Origin of the sequence: Nocardia huaxiensis (assembly GCF_013744875.1) — a bacterium.
In the GTDB taxonomy this organism is placed as follows: Bacteria; Actinomycetota; Actinomycetes; order Mycobacteriales; family Mycobacteriaceae; genus Nocardia; species Nocardia huaxiensis.
In genome coordinates this window covers 6,140,411-6,156,484 of the sequence record NZ_CP059399.1, presented here as the reverse complement: position 1 = coordinate 6,156,484, position 16,074 = coordinate 6,140,411, and the positions used below count along the sequence as shown (strand labels likewise).

Sequence of the window (16,074 nt, the reverse complement as noted above, 5' to 3'; positions counted from 1 at the left end):
GGTGTACAGCCGCTCTCGGCCTCCACGATGCCGCGGTGACCGGGATACCCGCCCGGTCACCGCGGCATCACTGCTTCGAAGGTCCCCGGTATCGATGACACCCTCGGCAGCACAGCGCACCCGGAATCCCGTTGCCGGACAATGCGAACGGCGGCAGCCGGAAGATCCGACTGCCGCCGTGGAGCTCGGGCGATCAGGTGCGCGGCGGGTTCTCCGGCGTGCCCTCCGCGGGGGCTCCGGCACTGGCGAAGCGGCCGCCGATCACGCCGTCCGGCACCGTCTTCGGCACATCGCCGAGCAGCTCGCGCGTGTTCTCCTCATTGACCAGCTCGACATTGCGGGCGAACTCGGAGTCGGTGCCGCCCGCACCGCCACGGGCGCCCGCGGCGGGGGAACCCATGAAGCCCGAACCGGTCGTGCCCATGCCGGAGCTCGCGGCCGTGGTACCCGCACCGAACGGGGAGGTGGCTCCGGAGAGCGTGCCACCCGGCACCGAGGAACCCGGGCCGCCCGGCGTGGAGGTCAGGCCGCCACCGCCGTAGCCGCCGCCACCCCCGCCGCCTCCGCCACCGCCCGCGCCGGCCGCAGTGGTGTCGTCGTCGGTGGTCGTGGTGGTGTCGACCGGGTTGGTTCCGGTGTTCGTATTGTTGGTGTTCGTGGTCGTGTCGTCGGTGGTGTTCGACAGCAGCGACTGCGCACCCGTCAGCAGATCCTCACCGCTGGACACCAGTGCCTGGCTGACCTCGGAGGCGCTGATGTTGTTGGTGCCCAGCAGCTGACTGATGATCGTGTTCACCTGGCCGGTGTACCCGGCGAGGGTGCCGCGGGTGGTGTTGACCACGGTGGCCGCCTCAGTGAGATGCGTGGTGGCCGAGGCGATGAGCGCGGTCTGGCCGACCGGGGTCACCGCGAGCGGAACCAGCGTCGCCGCCTCCGCGAGGAACGCCTGCACGATGCCGGTGAGCTGAATATTGCCGGTCTGGACCGCCGCGGCCGCCTGCTCGGTGATGGACGAGAGATCCAAACCGTTCTGCGCGGTGGTCTCGCCGGTGGTCACCGCCTGCTGCCCGGTGGTCTGTGCCGAGGTGGAGGAATCACCGCTCCAGACCGACGAGAAATTCGACAGCACACTGCTGCCGGTGGACAGCGCGGTCTGAATGATGGTGGAGCCCTGGCTCAGCAGTGTCGCCGGATTGATACTGCTCAGAATGCCGGAGCCGAAGCTGCTCAGCATCTCCTGGAACGGCGTGAACAGGCTGGTCAGATCGGTGACCGAGGACAGGCCCAGGCTCTGCAGCGCGGTATCGAGCGATTCGGTCGACACCGTCGGGATGGTGATTCCGTTCGAGGCGGCCTGCAGCAGCGCGGTCTGTGCGGCATCGAGGGAGGCCGGAATATTGTTCACCGCGGTCTGCGCGTTGGTGACGGCGGTCTGGGCATTGGTGAGTGCCGTCGTCGCCCCGGCGAACACGGTGTTCGCGCCGGAGACGACCGGCGTGACCGCACCGTCGAGCACCGAGGCCGCATAGGTGTTGTCGGAGTTGCCGCCGCCGAGCCCGGTCGGCATACCGCCGCCGATGGCCGAGCCGTTCTGCTCGAACTCCTTGCGGGACAGCACGAAGGCGGGAGCCTCGACGGGCTCCATATCCTCGGGCAGCTGGCCCACCTGCAGGTCGACGAAGGCATTGGAACCGCCGGCGCGCAGATCGGGGCCGGTGGTCAGCGGGCCGGAGGCGGGGGTGGAGGGGGTGGATACGCCGATCACACCGGAGTCGAGCGGTTTCATCCCTTGGCTCCGATCTGTGTCGCCAGCGAGGTGTCCTGGGTTTCGACGGCCGTCACGGTGGTGTTGGCGGCCTCGCTGAGTTTGGTGAACTTGGCGGCCAAGGCGTTGATGTCCTTGTCGTGCAACAGTTCCGCCACCGCGAAGCTGGCCAGGAAGTCGGCGCCGATGATCCCGAACACGGGCGTCATGCTGGTGATGCTGGCCAAGGTGTTGCCATTGGCCGCGCCGGCGATGTCGCCGGCCAGTGTATTGATGGTCGTCGCCCCGGCCCGGATCTCATCGCCCTCGAGCGACAGTTCGTTCGCCATCAGGTGCCCCCCAAAATCGTCGTGGACATGCGGTGCCGAATATATCCCACTGGACGTCCAGCACCCCATGTCGGCTTGCTCTCGCACCCCTAAACTGGAACGTGTTGCAAATTAGAACAAGTTCTATATTCTTCAACTCATGAAGGTCGCAGTCACCGGCGCTGCCGGGTTCCTTGGCACCAATCTGCTTCGCCAGCTCACGGATCGCGGTCACGAGGTTACCGCCATCGATCGCGTCCGGCCCACCACCAATCAGCCAGGTGTCACCTGGGTCAGCGGCGACGTGCTGGATCCCGAGTCCATGCGCAAGGTGCTCGACGGCGCCGAGGTGGTCTACCACCTGGTCGCGCTGATCACCCTCGCGCACAAGAACGATCTGGCCTGGCGGGTCAACACCCAGGGTGTGCGGACCGTGGCCGAGGCGGCGCGCGAGGTGGGCGTGCGGCGCATGGTGCACACCAGCTCGATCCACGCGTTCAACCAGTACACCTGCGGCGGGCGGATCAACGAGCGCACGGTCCGCTCCATCGACCCGGAGCTGCCGGTCTACGACCGCTCCAAGTTCCAGGGCGAGGTCGAGCTGCGCAAGGTGATCGACGAGGGCCTCGACGCCGTCATCTGTAATCCGACCGGTGTGTACGGCCCGATCGACTACAGCGACTCGCGCATCAACAAGGTGCTCTGGGATGCCGCGCGCGGCCGCGTGCCCGTCATGATCGGCGGCAGCTTCGACCTGGTCGACGTGCGCGATGTGGCCAAGGGCCTGATCCTGGCCGGCGAACGCGGCAAGACCGGCGAGAACTACCTGCTCGGCGGCGAATACGTGAACCTGTTCGAGGCCACCCGCCTCGCGGCCGAGGTGAACGGAAAACTCAAGCCCGCCTTCGCGATTCCGCCCAAGGTGATCTCGGCGCTGCTGCCGGTGCTCGAGCCCGCCGGGCGCGCCTTCGGCACCGACAAGCTGTCCAAGGCGTCCATGGGCGCGCTGCTGTCCGCGCCGGTCGTCGAACACGCCAAGGCCGCAACGGAACTCGGCTACCAGCCGCGTCCGGCCGCGGAGACCGTGCGGGATCTGGTGGCCTTCTACAACGGGCTGACCACCAAGCCGGAAGTACTCAAGATCGCCTGACACGCGCGAACTCGCCCGTGTCCGCTTGACTTCGGGTAGAACACATGTTCGACTTGGGTGGTGCGGTGGCAAAGCCAGACCCTGGACGCCGATGACGGCGCGCTGCCCGGGCTCGAACGTGCCGGTTTCGTACGGAGCGTACAGACACCCGAGTTCGAGGGCATCACCTTTCACGAGGTGTTGTGCAAGTCCGCGCTGAACAAGGTCGAGAGCGAGAGCCTGCCGTTCGGCTGGACCGTCAATCCCATGCGCGGGTGCTCGCACGCGTGCCGCTACTGCTTCGCGCGCGGCACGCACGAGTACCTCGACCTGGACGCCGGTGACGATTTCGACTCGCAGATCGTCGTCAAGACCAATGTCGCCGCGGTGCTGCGCCGGGAGGTGCACAAGCGCTCCTGGCGCCGCGAACCCGTTGCGCTGGGCACGAATACGGATCCCTATCAGCGCGCCGAGGGTCGCTACCGGCTCATGCCCGGCATCATCGGCGCGCTCACCGAATCCGGTACGCCCTTCTCGATTCTCACCAAGGGCACCCTGCTGCGCCGGGATCTGCCGCTGCTGACGCAGGCCGCGCGGCAGGTGGATGTGCACGTGGCGGTGTCCATCGCCATCCTCGACGAGGAGTTGCACAAGAGCCTGGAGTCCGGCACGCCGTCGCCGCGCGCCCGGCTGGACCTGGTGCGCGCCCTCGCCGATGCCGGATTTGCCGTGAATGTCATGGTGGCTCCGGTCATTCCGTATCTCACCGACAGCAAGGCGCATCTGGACGAGCTGTTCGCCGCCATCGCCGAGGCCGGCGCCGCGAGCGTCACCGCCTTTCCCATGCATCTGCGCGGCAGCACCCGCGGCTGGTTCCTCAACTGGCTCGCCGAAGAGCACCCCGCGCTGCTGCGACGCTACCGACAGTTGTATGGTCGCGGAGCTTCGGTTACACCGGAGTATTCTGCGTGGCTACGCGGCCGCATCGAGCCGCTGCTGGAGAAATACCGCTTGAACCGAGAACGGACGGACGAAGCCGGGGTTCCAGAGAATCCGGAGCTACGCGCCACCGACTCGACCACCACCGACCGGCAGTTGGCTCTCTTCGCCTGAAACCGGCCGAGATTTCTTGTGCAACCGCTAACTTCGCGGTGTGTCGCGAATATGGCGGAGTAGTTTGGCGTTGGTACCTCACAGCGACGAGGAAGTGATGCAGGCGCATGGTTTCGCAGCATGACGACTCTGTGGCCGGAAAGAGTCCTGCCGCAGAGAAATTGGAAAGAGTCGTAATTCGCTTCGCGGGCGACTCCGGTGACGGTATGCAGCTCACCGGTGATCGATTCACCCACGAGGCGGCGGCCTTCGGCAACGACCTTGCGACGCAGCCCAACTTCCCCGCCGAGATCCGCGCACCCCAGGGCACGCTGCCCGGCGTCTCGTCCTTCCAGATCCAGATCGCCGACTACGACATCCTCACCGCGGGCGACCAGCCGGATGTGCTGGTGGCCATGAATCCCGCGGCGCTCAAGGCGAATCTGGAGGATCTGGCGCGCGGGGCCATGGTCATCGTCAATACCGACGAATTCAGCAAGCGCAATCTGGCCAAGGTCGGGTACACCGGTGATCCGCTCACCGATGACACGCTGTCCGATTTCGTGGTGCACCGGGTGCCCATGACATCGCTGACGCTCACCGCGACCGAACCGACCGGTGTGGGCAAAAAGGACGGGCAGCGCGCCAAGAATATGTTCGCGCTGGGATTGCTGTCCTTCATGTACGGGCGGCCCATCGGTGGCACCGAACAGTTCATGCGGGAGAAGTTCGCGTCCAAACCGGATGTGGCCGAAGCAAATATCCTCGCATTCCGGGCGGGCTGGAATTACGGCGAAACGACCGAATCCTTCGCCACCACCTACGAGATCGCTCCCGCGACACTCCCGGCCGGAACCTATCGGCAGATCACCGGCAATACCGCGCTCGCCTACGGGCTCGTCACCGCCGGGCAGCTGTCGGGGCTGCCGGTGTTCCTGGGGACGTATCCGATCACCCCGGCCTCCGACATCCTGCACGAGCTGAGCAAGCACAAGAACTTCGGCGTCACGACCTTCCAGGCCGAGGACGAGATCGCCGGTGTCGGTGCGGCATTGGGCGCGGCGCTGGGCGGCGCGCTCGGTGTCACCTCCACCTCCGGGCCGGGGCTGGCGCTCAAGAGCGAGGCCATCGGCCTGGCCGTCATGACCGAGCTGCCCATGGTGATTGTCGACGTGCAGCGTGGCGGGCCGTCGACGGGTCTGCCCACCAAGACCGAACAGGCCGATCTGCTCCAGGCGCTCTACGGGCGCAATGGCGAATCGCCGGTGGCGGTGGTCGCCCCGCGTTCGCCCGCCGACTGTTTCGACATCGCGGTGGAAGCGGCGCGCATCGCGCTCACCTATCGCACGCCGGTGCTGCTGCTCTCCGACGGGGCCATCGCCAATGGTTCCGAGCCGTGGGCGATTCCACAGGTCAGCGAAATGCCGCGGATCGAGCCGGGATTCGAGGCCGATGGGGGAGAGGGCGACGAATTCCAGCCCTACGCCCGCGATCCCGAAACGCTCGCGCGGCCGCTCGCCGTGCCCGGCACCAAGGGGCGCGCACACCGCATCGGCGGGCTGGAGAAGGCCGACGGCAGCGGCAATATCTCCTACGAACCGGCCAACCACGAGCTCATGGTTCGCTTGCGGCAGGCCAAGATCGACGGCATCACCGTGCCCGATCTCGAGGTCGACGATCCCGACGGCCGGGCCGAACTGCTGCTCATCGGCTGGGGCAGCTCCTACGGCCCGATCGGCGAGGCCTGCCGGCGCGCCCGCCGCCGGGGCGTCCCGGTCGCGCAGGCGCATCTGCGGCATCTGAATCCGTTCCCCGCCAACCTCGGCGAGGTGCTGCGCCGGTATCGCACGGTCGTCGCGCCCGAAATGAACAATGGACAGCTCGCCATGCTGCTGCGCGCCGAATACCTGGTGGACGTCCAACCCTGGACCAAGATCGCCGGAACCGCCTTCTCCGCGCAGGAGCTGGTCGGCGTGATCGACGCGGCCCTGGACGGCTCCATCGCCGAGATGGAACAGAGCAAGGCCTTCGCCGCGCGGGCGCGGGCGACCTACCGCACCACTGGGGGTAAGTGATGACCATCATGGAAAACCCGCTCGTCGGAACGGATCTGGGGCTCACCGGGCTGTCCGGCGTGCCGCACGCCGACGGCCCGCAGAAGGCCAAGGATTACACCTCCGATCAGGAGGTGCGCTGGTGCCCCGGCTGCGGCGACTACGTCATCCTCGCCACCGTGCGCGGCTTCCTCGCCGATCTGGGCCTGCGGCGCGAGAACCTCATGTTCGTCTCCGGCATCGGCTGCTCGAGCCGGTTCCCGTATTACCTGGAGGCGTACGGAATCCACTCCATCCACGGCCGCGCCCCGGCCATTGCCACCGGCCTGGCCGTCACGCGTCCGGACCTGTCGGTCTGGGTGGTGACCGGTGACGGTGATGCCCTGTCCATCGGCGGCAACCACCTCATCCACGCACTGCGCCGCAATGTGAACATGACAATCCTGTTGTTCAACAACCGGATCTACGGTCTGACCAAGGGCCAGTACTCACCCACCTCGGAAACCGGCAAGATCACCAAGTCCACCCCCATGGGCTCGATCGACCACCCGTTCAACACCCTGTCGGTGGCCCTGGGCGCCGAAGCCACCTTCGCCGCACGGGCTTTGGACTCCGACCGCGCCGGCCTCACCGAGGTGCTGCGTGCCGCCGCCGAGCACCGCGGCACCTCCTTCGTGGAGATCCTGCAGGACTGCCCCATCTTCAACGACGGCTCCTTCGACGCCCTCCGCCGCGAGAACGCCGAATCCCACCTCATCCGCCTGCGCCACGGCGAACCCATCCGCTTCGGCGCCGACCGCGAATTCGCTGTCGTCCGTTCGGGTTTCGGCCTCCGCGTGGTCCGCGCCGACACCGTCGCCGACTCCGACATCATGGTCCACGACGCCTACGCCGACGACCCCGAATACGCCTACGCCCTCTCCCGCCTCTCCGATCAGGACCTGTCCCACGTCGTGACCGGCATTTTCCGCAGCGTCACCCGCCCCACCTACGACGACGGCGTCCGCGCCCAGCTCGACACCGCCGCCGAACGCAAACCGGTGAGCGGGGACTCCCTTCAGGAGCTACTCACCGGCCGCGAAACCTGGACCGTCGGCTGACCTTTCGCTTCCGTTCCCCGTGCGGTACACACAACCGCGCGGGGAACCGGCACCTGCTCGTCATGGGGCCTGCTCGATGTCCCGCAGAGGTTCCCGCGTTCACGTGTCCTAGGCGCCGCGGCGCGGCGCCTAGGCGGGGATGAACGCGGTCAGGAGTCGGTTGTAGAGCTCGGCGAATTTCGCGCGCGCCGCCAGCTGCTCGTCGGTCAGGCCCTCGGTGAATTCCGGTGCGTAGACGATCAGGTGCACCTCCTGGTCCGGGGGCGCGGGCATGAAGTCGAGGATCATCGCGCCTTGGTCAGTGACCGAGGGCGTGCCCATGTCCGCTGCTGCGAGGGCGCGGATATCGGCTGCGGCAGTGGCGAGTACGGCGCTCGGGACGGTACCGGTGACCTCCTGGGGGCCGCCGTCGGCGCGCTTCACCGCGGTGCCGTCGGAGAGCACCTCGAGGACCGGCTTGAGATCCAGGCGGGACTGCCAGGCATTCGGCAGCGTGGTCAGGATGACCTGGGTGGTGGCGGCCACGGGTGCGGGGGCCGGTGCGGCGGGCGACACGGGCGAGACGGGCGCGGGGGTGGCCGGCGCGGCAGGCTCCTGCGCCGCTGCGAATCCGGTTGCGCCCGTGAGCATTGCGGCCGCCAGCAGCGCGGCCGCCGAGCCACGCGTCACCCTGCGCGACATGGTGCCGCGTGCGGTGCGGCGTGCCCGCTCACCGCGAGCCGTGCCGAGTTCTATTGTCCCGCCGAGCCTTCGCATGAATCGCCTCCGAGTTCCCTCGCGGGCACGTGCCCGCCGCCGGTGATTCTGCCTCGCGCGCACCGGGCCGTCACAGACGGCACGCCGGACGCGGTGTGGATGGGAGGCATCGCACAGCGGTCCGGCGTGAGGTGAAAGCCGTTGTTCTGGAGTCAATTCAGCTGTTCGGACTGGCCGGACGGGTGAAAGGTACTGCGACGCTGGGCCTACAGCTTCAGGGTCGGCGGATTGTCCAGATCCCGAGCCGAATACGTGTCGCAGGAGGAGACCTGACCGGTCTGGTATCCGGCGAGGAACCACTTCTGGCGCTGCTCGGACGAGCCGTGCGTCCACGCCTCCGGGTTCACCCGCGCACCCGACGACTTCTGGATGTGGTCGTCACCCACGGCCGACGCCGCCGACAGCGCATCGCGAATATTGTCGCGGGTCAGCTTCTCCAGGAACGGCGTGTTCGAGCCGGGCGCCGGCAGCTTGTCCGCCCAGTACGCCCACACGCCCGCGTAGCAGTCGGCCTGCAGTTCGGTGCGCACCGCCCCGGATTCCGGCCCCTGCGGATCCCGCTGCGCGCGATTGAGATCGCCGAGCAGATTCTGGATGTGGTGCCCGAACTCGTGCGCCACCACATACTCCTGCGCCAGCGGCCCGCCGGTGGAACCGAAGCGATCCTTCAACTCCTGGAAGAAGCTCACATCGAAGTAGGCCGTCTGATCGGCCGGACAGTAGAAGGGCCCCACCGCCGACGACGCCCGCCCGCACCCGGTATTGATCACCCCCGAGAACAACCGCACCTTCGGCTCGACGTACGCCGTGCGCGTCTGCTTGGGCAGCTCGGTACCCCACACCGCGTCCAGGCTCTGCACCGTCAGCACCACCCGGCAGTCCACATACTTGTTGGCGTCCGCGCCGGTCTTGCAGTGATCGGGCGTCTGCGCCGTCCCCTGCTGCTGCGAGTCGGCGCCGGTGAACTGCCCGAGAATGCTGCCCGGATCACCCCCGAGCAGCAGTGTGGCGATCAACGCGATAATCCCCAGCGCCCCGCCGCCGAGCGCGATCCCACCACCCATCCCCGGCCCACCACCGGAGGACACCCGATCCTGATCGATCTGCAGGCCCTCGTTGAAAGTCATTGCGCTAACTCCCGTCTGCGGTCGCCCTTCGGGGCCTCTGATGCGTCCGGATCCTGGTGGTTCGAGGTGGCCCGAGCGTCGTGCCGCTAACAGCTTGGCATGGAGGAACGGATATCGGTTTCCACTCTGTGAACGTGTCTAACTACGATGTACGCGCACCCGTTCATATTCCGGTGCTCGAATTCGTCGAAAGGAATCCCGTGCTGCGCACCCACTTGGCTGGTTCGCTGCGAAGCGAGCACGCCGGTCAGACCGTCACCCTCACCGGTTGGGTGGCCCGGCGGCGAGACCACGGTGGCGTGATCTTCATCGATCTGCGCGATGCGTCGGGTGTGTCGCAGGCCGTGTTCCGTGAGGGCGTGCCTGCTGAACAGGCCCACAAGCTGCGCAACGAGTTCTGTGTGAAGGTCACCGGTGTGGTGGAGAACCGACCGGCGGGCAGCGAGAACCCGAATCTGCCGACCGGCGCGATCGAGGTCAATGTGACCGCGCTCGAGGTGCTCAACGAGGCCGCGCCGCTGCCGTTCCAGCTCGACGACGAGCCCGGTGAAGAGGCCCGCCTGAAGTACCGGTACCTGGATCTGCGCCGCGAGGGCCCGGGGCATGCCATCCGGCTGCGGTCGAAGGTGAACGCCGCCGCGCGCGAGGTGCTCGGCAAGCACGCGTTCGTCGAGGTCGAGACCCCGACCATGACCCGGTCCACCCCCGAGGGTGCGCGTGACTTCCTGGTGCCGGCGCGTCTGCAGCCCGGCAAGTTCTACGCGCTGCCGCAGTCGCCGCAGCTGTTCAAGCAGCTGCTCATGGTCGGCGGCATCGAGCGCTACTACCAGATCGCGCGTTGCTACCGCGACGAGGACTTCCGCGCCGACCGGCAGCCCGAGTTCACCCAGCTCGACATCGAGATGAGCTTCGTCGAGCAGGAAGACGTCATTCTGCTGGCCGAGGACATCCTGGCCGCGCTGTGGAAGCTGGTCGGCTACGAGATCCCGACCCCGATTCCGCACATGACCTACGCCGAGGCCATGCGCCGCTACGGTTCCGACAAGCCGGACCTGCGCTTCGGTGTCGAGATCACCGAGATGAAGGAGTACTTCGCGGACACCCAGTTCCGCGTGTTCCAGTCTCCCTACGTCGGTGCGGTCGTCATGCCGGGCGGTGCGTCCCAGCCGCGGCGTCAGTTCGACGCCTGGCAGGAGTGGGCCAAGCAGCGCGGCGCCAAGGGCCTGGCCTACATCACCTTCAACGAGGACGGCACCCTCGGCGGCCCGGTCGCCAAGAACCTCACCGACACCGAACGTGAGGGCCTGGCCAAGCAGGTTGGCGCAGAGCCGGGCGACTGTGTGTTCTTCGCCGCCGGTGACGCCAAGTCCAGCCGGGCGCTGCTGGGCGCGGCCCGCGGCGAGATCGCCCGCAAGTGCGGTCTCATCGACGAGAACGCCTGGGCGTTCGTGTGGATCGTGGACGCGCCGATGTTCGAGCCGGCCGCCGACGCCACCGCCAGCGGAGATGTGGCCCTTGGTCATTCGGCCTGGACCGCGGTGCACCACGCGTTCACCTCGCCCAAGCCCGAGCACCTGGACACTTTCGACACCGATCCGGGTTCGGCGCTGGCCTACGCCTACGACATCGTCTGCAACGGCAATGAGATCGGTGGCGGCTCCATCCGTATCCACCGCCGCGACGTGCAGGAACGCGTGTTCAAGGTGATGGGCATCGGCGAGGCCGAGGCGCAGGACAAGTTCGGCTTCCTCCTCGACGCCTTCTCCTTCGGCGCTCCGCCCATGGGCGGCATCGCCTTCGGCTGGGACCGCATCACCGCGCTGCTCGCGGGGGTGGACTCCATCCGTGAGGTCATCGCGTTCCCGAAGTCCGGCGGTGGCGTGGACCCGCTCACCGACGCGCCCACCCCGATCACGCCGCAGCAGCGGCAGGAGGCCGGGCTCAACGCCAAGGTCGACGCCGACGGAAACCCGATCGTCGAAGACAAGAAGTAGCCGCTCACCCGGTTGGCCTGCCCCGCCGAATCGACCGATCACGCGCTCGCGCTGCTGCGCGCCGAACCGGGTGCCACCTGGTCACGGCGCGGCGCGGCGCGGCGGTCGAACCGGACGGGGATCGCATCGAATGCGCGCTGGCGCGCGAGGCCGGCAATGACCATCGTCGGGGCCATGGTGGTCGGGCCGGAGTTCGGACCCCTCGCGGCGGCGGCGGTTGCCTTGGTGCGCAAGGATTTCCGGCTGGTGCGGCGTTCGGCGACCGCGCTGGTAGGCGTTTTCATCTCGGTGACGACGATTCCGGCGGTCGGATTCGCGGTGGCGGCGACGACAGGTGAGCCGCACGGGAATCAGGCGTGCGCGACCGTGCCGCCGGTGAGGAAGCGGTAGGCGTAGGTGGTGGCGATGGCCGTCACCGGTCCGGCGATGAGCAGACCGAGTCCGCACAGCAGCGCGCCGAGGAAGGTGGCGACCAGCACGGCCAGCGCCAGGATGACCACCGGCACCGCATTCGCGATCACCAGCTGGGCGCTGGATTTGATTGCGGTGAGCGGGGTTTGGTCCTGGTCGATGACGAAGTGCAGCGAGAACATGCACAGCACGCCGACGATGATGGCCGGGAACACCAGCACCAGCGAGGCGACCAGCGCGGCCAGGAAGACGATGAGCGCGGTGATCAGCACATTGCCGGCATTCACGAACGCGAAGAAGGTCGGGAAATCCGGTGGGGTGCCGTCGGTCTCGGCGAGGGCGCCGCGAATCATGGCGGCCTGCAGCAGCCACACCACCAGCGCGGCCACGCCGAACAGTAGCAGCAGGCCGGACGCGGAGGTGATGTCGAGGAGGTTCACCAGCAGGATCACCATGAGCCAGGCGATCAGGCCGATGAGCACCATGCCCATCCAGGGAATGGCGTTGAGCCGGAAGCGATCCCAGCCATAGCCGAGTGCGCGCCCGACATCGAGGCGCTCGGGTTCGTAGTAGTGGCCCGCAGTGGCCGGTGGTTCGGCCGGATTGCCTTGCTGCGGGGCGTTTCCGGGCGGCGGTCCCTGTGGCCCGGATCCCGGTGGCGGGAATCCGCCCTGCTGGGGCCCGGATCCGGCGGGCCCATAGCCGCCCTGCTGTCCGTAGCCGCCCGGCTGTGGCCCCGATTGTCCGTATCCGCCTTGCTGGGGCCCTGATCCGGGCTGCCCGTACCCGCCTTGCTGCACCTGTCCGCCTTGCTGTCCGTATCCGCCGTGTGGTGCGTGTGCGCCAGGCCGGCTTTGGCCCTGCGGTGCGTAACCGCCTGACTGGCCGCCGCCTGGCTGGGATAGGTCGCCGCCCTGCGGGGGGATGCCCTGCGGTTGCTGTGCCGGCACACCGGACGATTGGGAGTAACCGGACGAAACCGGCACGCCGGAGGGCGAACTCAACGGCGGTGGCGGTTCGACGGGTTCGCTGCCGTAGTGCGCCGCGCCCGGCCCGTCGAACTGCGGGTACCCCGCGAGCCCCGGCATCTCGTGCCGGCCGTGCGCGCTCGCACCGCCCTGCTCGGTGGAATGCGGTGCGGATTCCGGGTTTTGGTGCTGTCCCGCACGCGGTGGATGCTGCGGTCCGCCCGCTCCGGCAGGTGTGTCGCCGGTGGGCTCGTTCGGTGCGGAAGACGGCGTGCCGGTCATAGGCATAAGCCTTTCACATTTCCCGGTTTGCGGTGGGACGCATAGCAGTTGAACATGAAGACAACTCGACGACCCTGGTTGTGTCAAGCAACCAGCGCCGCGTGGGCAAACCCTTCACCAAGACACGCCGGAAGACGCGCGAAAGGTTGCGTAACCGCTCGCTGAAAGTGACCTGGAGCGAGTAACTTGGAGCCCGATGACCGCACTATTGGCCGAACGCGCCGCCGAAGTCGTGTACGCGGCACAACAGTTGCTCACAAAGCGAATGGGTGCTGCGGTAAAGCTGAGCGATCCGATGGAACTCAGCGGCAGTGGTAGGACGACGGTCCTACGCGTCCGTGTTGCGGAGAACGCTTTTTCACTTCCACGCACCCTCATAGTGAAACAGGTGCGCGGCGCAGCGAAGGAGCGACGCACCGGAGGTATGGCACCCGGAGTGGCGAGTATCGACTCCGCCTTCCTACGCGAAGCCGTGTCGTACCAGTTCACCACCGCGCTCGGCCGCGACCACCGGCCCGGTGCCTACCTACTCGGGTACAGCCTCCCCGAGCGCCTGCTCATACTCAGCGATCTGGGCGAGAACACGTCCCTCACCCAGGTGTTGCAGGCGAATGTCGAACCGGCCGGGCGCAATGCGCTCATGGCGTTCGCGCAGGCGCTCGGTCGCATGCACGCCGCCACCGTCGGCCGCGAAGCCGACTTCGTCGCCCTGCTACGCCGCGTCGACGTGGTGCATCGTGTGGACGGCATCGCGCAGCAGGCCGAATCGGCCGTGGCCGAAGTGCCGGCCATGCTGGGCCGCGAACTCGGCATCGAGGTGCCCGGCGAGATCGCCGAACGCATCGTGCGCGGCAACCGGCTGTTCTCCGCCGGCCGCTACCGCGCGTTCAGCCCGTCCGACCTGTGCCCCGACAATGTCATCCTCAATGACGAGGGCGCGCGGTTCCTCGACTACGAGTGGGGCGGCTTCCGCGACGCCACTCTCGATATCGCCTATGCCCTGGTGTCCTTCCCGGGCTGCCTGTGCGATTTCGAACTCTCCCGTGAACGCGCCCGGCAGATGGTCGAGGCGTGGCGCTCCGAAGTGGTCGCGGTGTGGCCGTCGCTGGCCGACGACGCGGTGCTGGCCGAGCGCATTCTGGAGGCCCGGCTCATCTGGGTGTGGCTGTCGACCTACTGGTTCCTGCCCGCCGACCACACCCGCATCGCCGCCGCGCGCGAGCACGGGCTGTCGATTCCGCGGTCCGCGGCGCTCATCAATCGCTGGGCCGCGCTCGCCGAGGATGCCCGCTGCACCGGTGACGACACGCTCGGCGATTTCGCCGAACACGTGTCGGCGACCCTGGAGGAGCGCTGGGAGGAATAGCTCCCGGACAGACCGGAAGGCCGGAATTCGCATGGGTGACCATCGAATTCCGGCCTTCGTGCTGTTTCAGGCCATGGGGGCGGTGCGCGGCTCGATACGCCCGCCAGTCGGGACGGCCAGGGAAGCGCCGTGCCGCACACCGGCATTGGGGTCGGTCACCGAACCAACATAGAACCAGTCCATCTGCGATTGCGTGGAGTCCAGATGCAGGACGCCGTAACCGTGCGAATCCAGTTCCGAATAGTGCAGATGCCGATTCAATCCGCGAATCGTGTTCTCCAGCACCACCGATGCCGTGCGCAAGGGCAGATGCGCCGCATCGCCGATACTGGCCATGGAGACCGATGGAACCACGAATTCGGCTCCGACCGTGGGGCCGGCGGGATAGTCGTTGGGATCGATCGGCAGATCCGCCGCCCACGAACTGTGAATGTCACCGGTCAGGAAGACCACATCGCGGACCGAGTTCTCGCGGAGGGCGGTGAACAGGCGCTGCCGATCGGCGGCGTACCCGTCCCACTGGTCCAGATTGATCGGCAGCCCCGAGGACGGCGTGCCGAGTGTCGCCGCGAACGCCCCCGCCATGGTGCCGTCCAGGGTAGGCAAGGTCAGCGGCGCGATCATCACCGGATTGCCGATGAGCTTCCACTGCGCCGTCGAGGTGGTCAAACCCGCGGTGAGCCATTGCATCTGGGCCGCCCCGGTGAGTGTGCGCGCCGGATTCTCCACGTCGCGCCATCCGGTGACCGCCTTCAGCTGCTGATCCCGATAGCTGCGCAGATCCAGCATGGACAGCTCTGCGAGGGTGCCGAACCGCAACCGCCGATACAGCTGCGCCCCCGCGCCGGTGCCGACCGCCCGCACCGGCATCCATTCCAGATAGGCCCGCAGTGCGGCGGCCCGCCGCGCCTGCCACTCGCCTTCCTTTGCCGGCGTATGGTTTTCGGCCCCGTCCACCCAGGCGTCATTGGCGCTCTCGTGGTCGTCCCAGGTGCAGATGAACGGCACCCGCGCATGCAGCGTCGCCAGATCCGCGTCGGTCTTGTACTGCCCGTGCCGGATTCGATAGTCCGCGAGGGTGACGATCTCGTTCGCCGGATCGTGCGCCCGCACGTTCGGCAACACGACCGCGTGCGCGCCGCGTGCGTACTCGTAAAGATAGTCGCCCAGATGGATGACCGCGTCGAGGTCGTCGCGCGCGGCCAGATGCCGGTAGGCCGCGAACCATCCCTCCTCGTAATTCGCGCACGAGACCACCCCGAATCGCAGGCGATCGGGAGTGTCCTGCGCGCCGGGCGCGGTGCGAGTGCGTCCGATGCGCGAGGTCTGCCCCAGCGCGGTGAATCGGAAGAAGTAGTCGGCCGCCGGAGTCAGACCGGTCGCGTCGATCTTGACGGTGTGATCGGTTTCGGCTGTCGCCGTATGACTTCCGGAGGCGACCACGTTTCCGAACTCGCCGTCACGAGCCACCTCCCACCGCACCTCGACGGGCTCGCCGCGCCCGGAGCCGGGCGTCGCGTCCGCGATCGGGGTCACCCGAGTCCACAGGATCACCCCGGTGGGCAGCGGATCACCCGAGGCGACGCCGTGCTGGAACACCGGCGCATCGGCGGCCGCGGTGCCCGTGGTCAGCGCGGCGCCGCCCGCGACCACAGCGGCGGCTCCGGATTTCAGCAGGGTGCGGCGTGCCAGCGGGGCGCGCGCGATCGTATGAGGCAGCAC

General features: G+C 67.7%; 12 protein-coding genes and 1 pseudogene. 7 read left to right on the top strand and 6 right to left on the bottom strand.

Annotated elements, in window-relative coordinates; all coding sequences use genetic code 11:
• Window positions 1-193: 193 nt before the first annotated feature.
• Window positions 194-1,786 (bottom strand): hypothetical protein, encoded by a 1,593-nt coding sequence (locus tag H0264_RS27900; RefSeq protein WP_181580307.1) that lies wholly within the window; start codon window positions 1,784-1,786, stop codon window positions 194-196.
• On the bottom strand, window positions 1,783-2,094 hold the full coding sequence (locus H0264_RS27895) for a type VII secretion target (RefSeq protein WP_181580306.1): 312 nt from the start codon (window positions 2,092-2,094) through the stop codon (window positions 1,783-1,785). The genes H0264_RS27900 and H0264_RS27895 overlap by 4 nt, the downstream gene beginning before the upstream one ends.
• Before the next feature lie 139 nt (window positions 2,095-2,233).
• On the opposite strand from H0264_RS27895, the gene H0264_RS27890 reads away from it, so the two are divergent.
• The 4 genes from H0264_RS27890 (at window position 2,234) to H0264_RS27875 (ending at window position 7,448) form a co-directional block, all read left to right on the top strand.
• Window positions 2,234-3,223: an NAD-dependent epimerase/dehydratase family protein gene (locus tag H0264_RS27890; protein WP_181580305.1), complete on the top strand. Its 990-nt coding sequence runs from the start codon at window positions 2,234-2,236 to the stop codon at window positions 3,221-3,223.
• A gap of 60 nt (window positions 3,224-3,283) precedes the next feature.
• Window positions 3,284-4,315 (top strand): Rv2578c family radical SAM protein, encoded by a 1,032-nt coding sequence (locus H0264_RS27885; RefSeq protein WP_181580304.1) that lies wholly within the window; start codon window positions 3,284-3,286, stop codon window positions 4,313-4,315.
• 107 nt (window positions 4,316-4,422) lie between these two features.
• Window positions 4,423-6,369: a 2-oxoacid:acceptor oxidoreductase subunit alpha gene (locus tag H0264_RS27880; protein ID WP_181580303.1), complete on the top strand. Its 1,947-nt coding sequence runs from the start codon at window positions 4,423-4,425 to the stop codon at window positions 6,367-6,369.
• The gene (locus H0264_RS27875; protein ID WP_181580302.1) at window positions 6,369-7,448 is read left to right on the top strand and encodes a 2-oxoacid:ferredoxin oxidoreductase subunit beta; all 1,080 of its coding nucleotides are present in this window, start codon (window positions 6,369-6,371) and stop codon (window positions 7,446-7,448) included. The genes H0264_RS27880 and H0264_RS27875 overlap by 1 nt, the downstream gene beginning before the upstream one ends.
• 129 nt (window positions 7,449-7,577) lie before the next feature.
• Here H0264_RS27875 and H0264_RS27870 read toward each other — a convergent pair whose 3' ends face one another.
• Together H0264_RS27870 and ypfJ are read right to left on the bottom strand one after the other, a co-directional pair.
• Window positions 7,578-8,204: a hypothetical protein gene (locus tag H0264_RS27870; RefSeq protein ID WP_181580301.1), complete on the bottom strand. Its 627-nt coding sequence runs from the start codon at window positions 8,202-8,204 to the stop codon at window positions 7,578-7,580.
• A 206-nt stretch (window positions 8,205-8,410) separates the two neighbouring features.
• Window positions 8,411-9,331: a KPN_02809 family neutral zinc metallopeptidase gene (gene ypfJ / locus H0264_RS27865; protein WP_181580300.1), complete on the bottom strand. Its 921-nt coding sequence runs from the start codon at window positions 9,329-9,331 to the stop codon at window positions 8,411-8,413.
• 200 nt (window positions 9,332-9,531) lie between these two features.
• Here ypfJ and aspS point away from each other — a divergent pair, with 200 nt between their 5' ends.
• Together aspS and H0264_RS39380 are read left to right on the top strand one after the other, a co-directional pair.
• Window positions 9,532-11,325, top strand: a complete 1,794-nt coding sequence (aspS, locus tag H0264_RS27860; RefSeq protein ID WP_181585876.1) for an aspartate--tRNA ligase — start codon at window positions 9,532-9,534, stop codon at window positions 11,323-11,325.
• Window positions 11,326-11,481: 156 nt separating this feature from the next.
• Window positions 11,482-11,664, top strand: a pseudogene (locus H0264_RS39380) (DUF389 domain-containing protein); the annotation flags it as partial.
• A gap of 11 nt (window positions 11,665-11,675) precedes the next feature.
• Here H0264_RS39380 and H0264_RS27850 read toward each other — a convergent pair.
• Window positions 11,676-12,986: a DUF2189 domain-containing protein gene (locus H0264_RS27850; RefSeq protein ID WP_181580299.1), complete on the bottom strand. Its 1,311-nt coding sequence runs from the start codon at window positions 12,984-12,986 to the stop codon at window positions 11,676-11,678.
• A 196-nt stretch (window positions 12,987-13,182) separates the two neighbouring features.
• Between H0264_RS27850 and H0264_RS27845 the strand changes: the two genes are divergently transcribed.
• Window positions 13,183-14,352: a phosphotransferase family protein gene (locus H0264_RS27845; protein WP_181580298.1), complete on the top strand. Its 1,170-nt coding sequence runs from the start codon at window positions 13,183-13,185 to the stop codon at window positions 14,350-14,352.
• Window positions 14,353-14,418: 66 nt separating this feature from the next.
• On the opposite strand, the gene H0264_RS27840 is transcribed toward H0264_RS27845, so the two are convergent.
• Window positions 14,419-16,071, bottom strand: coding sequence for an alkaline phosphatase D family protein (locus H0264_RS27840; protein WP_420832115.1), 1,653 nt, complete (start codon window positions 16,069-16,071; stop codon window positions 14,419-14,421).
• Window positions 16,072-16,074: the final 3 nt, after the last annotated feature.

Excerpts from the sequence above, each read along its gene's own strand:
- H0264_RS27900 (WP_181580307.1), bottom strand. The coding sequence starts at position 1,786 with ATGAAACCGCTCGACTCCGGTGTGATCGGCGTATCCACCCCCTCCACC.
- H0264_RS27895 (WP_181580306.1), bottom strand. The coding sequence starts at position 2,094 with ATGGCGAACGAACTGTCGCTCGAGGGCGATGAGATCCGGGCCGGGGCG.
- H0264_RS27890 (WP_181580305.1), top strand. The coding sequence starts at position 2,234 with ATGAAGGTCGCAGTCACCGGCGCTGCCGGGTTCCTTGGCACCAATCTG.
- H0264_RS27880 (WP_181580303.1), top strand. The coding sequence starts at position 4,423 with ATGGTTTCGCAGCATGACGACTCTGTGGCCGGAAAGAGTCCTGCCGCA.
- H0264_RS27875 (WP_181580302.1), top strand. The coding sequence starts at position 6,369 with ATGACCATCATGGAAAACCCGCTCGTCGGAACGGATCTGGGGCTCACC.
- H0264_RS27870 (WP_181580301.1), bottom strand. The coding sequence starts at position 8,204 with ATGCGAAGGCTCGGCGGGACAATAGAACTCGGCACGGCTCGCGGTGAG.
- ypfJ (WP_181580300.1), bottom strand. The coding sequence starts at position 9,331 with ATGACTTTCAACGAGGGCCTGCAGATCGATCAGGATCGGGTGTCCTCC.
- H0264_RS27850 (WP_181580299.1), bottom strand. The coding sequence starts at position 12,986 with ATGACCGGCACGCCGTCTTCCGCACCGAACGAGCCCACCGGCGACACA.
- H0264_RS27845 (WP_181580298.1), top strand. The coding sequence starts at position 13,183 with ATGACCGCACTATTGGCCGAACGCGCCGCCGAAGTCGTGTACGCGGCA.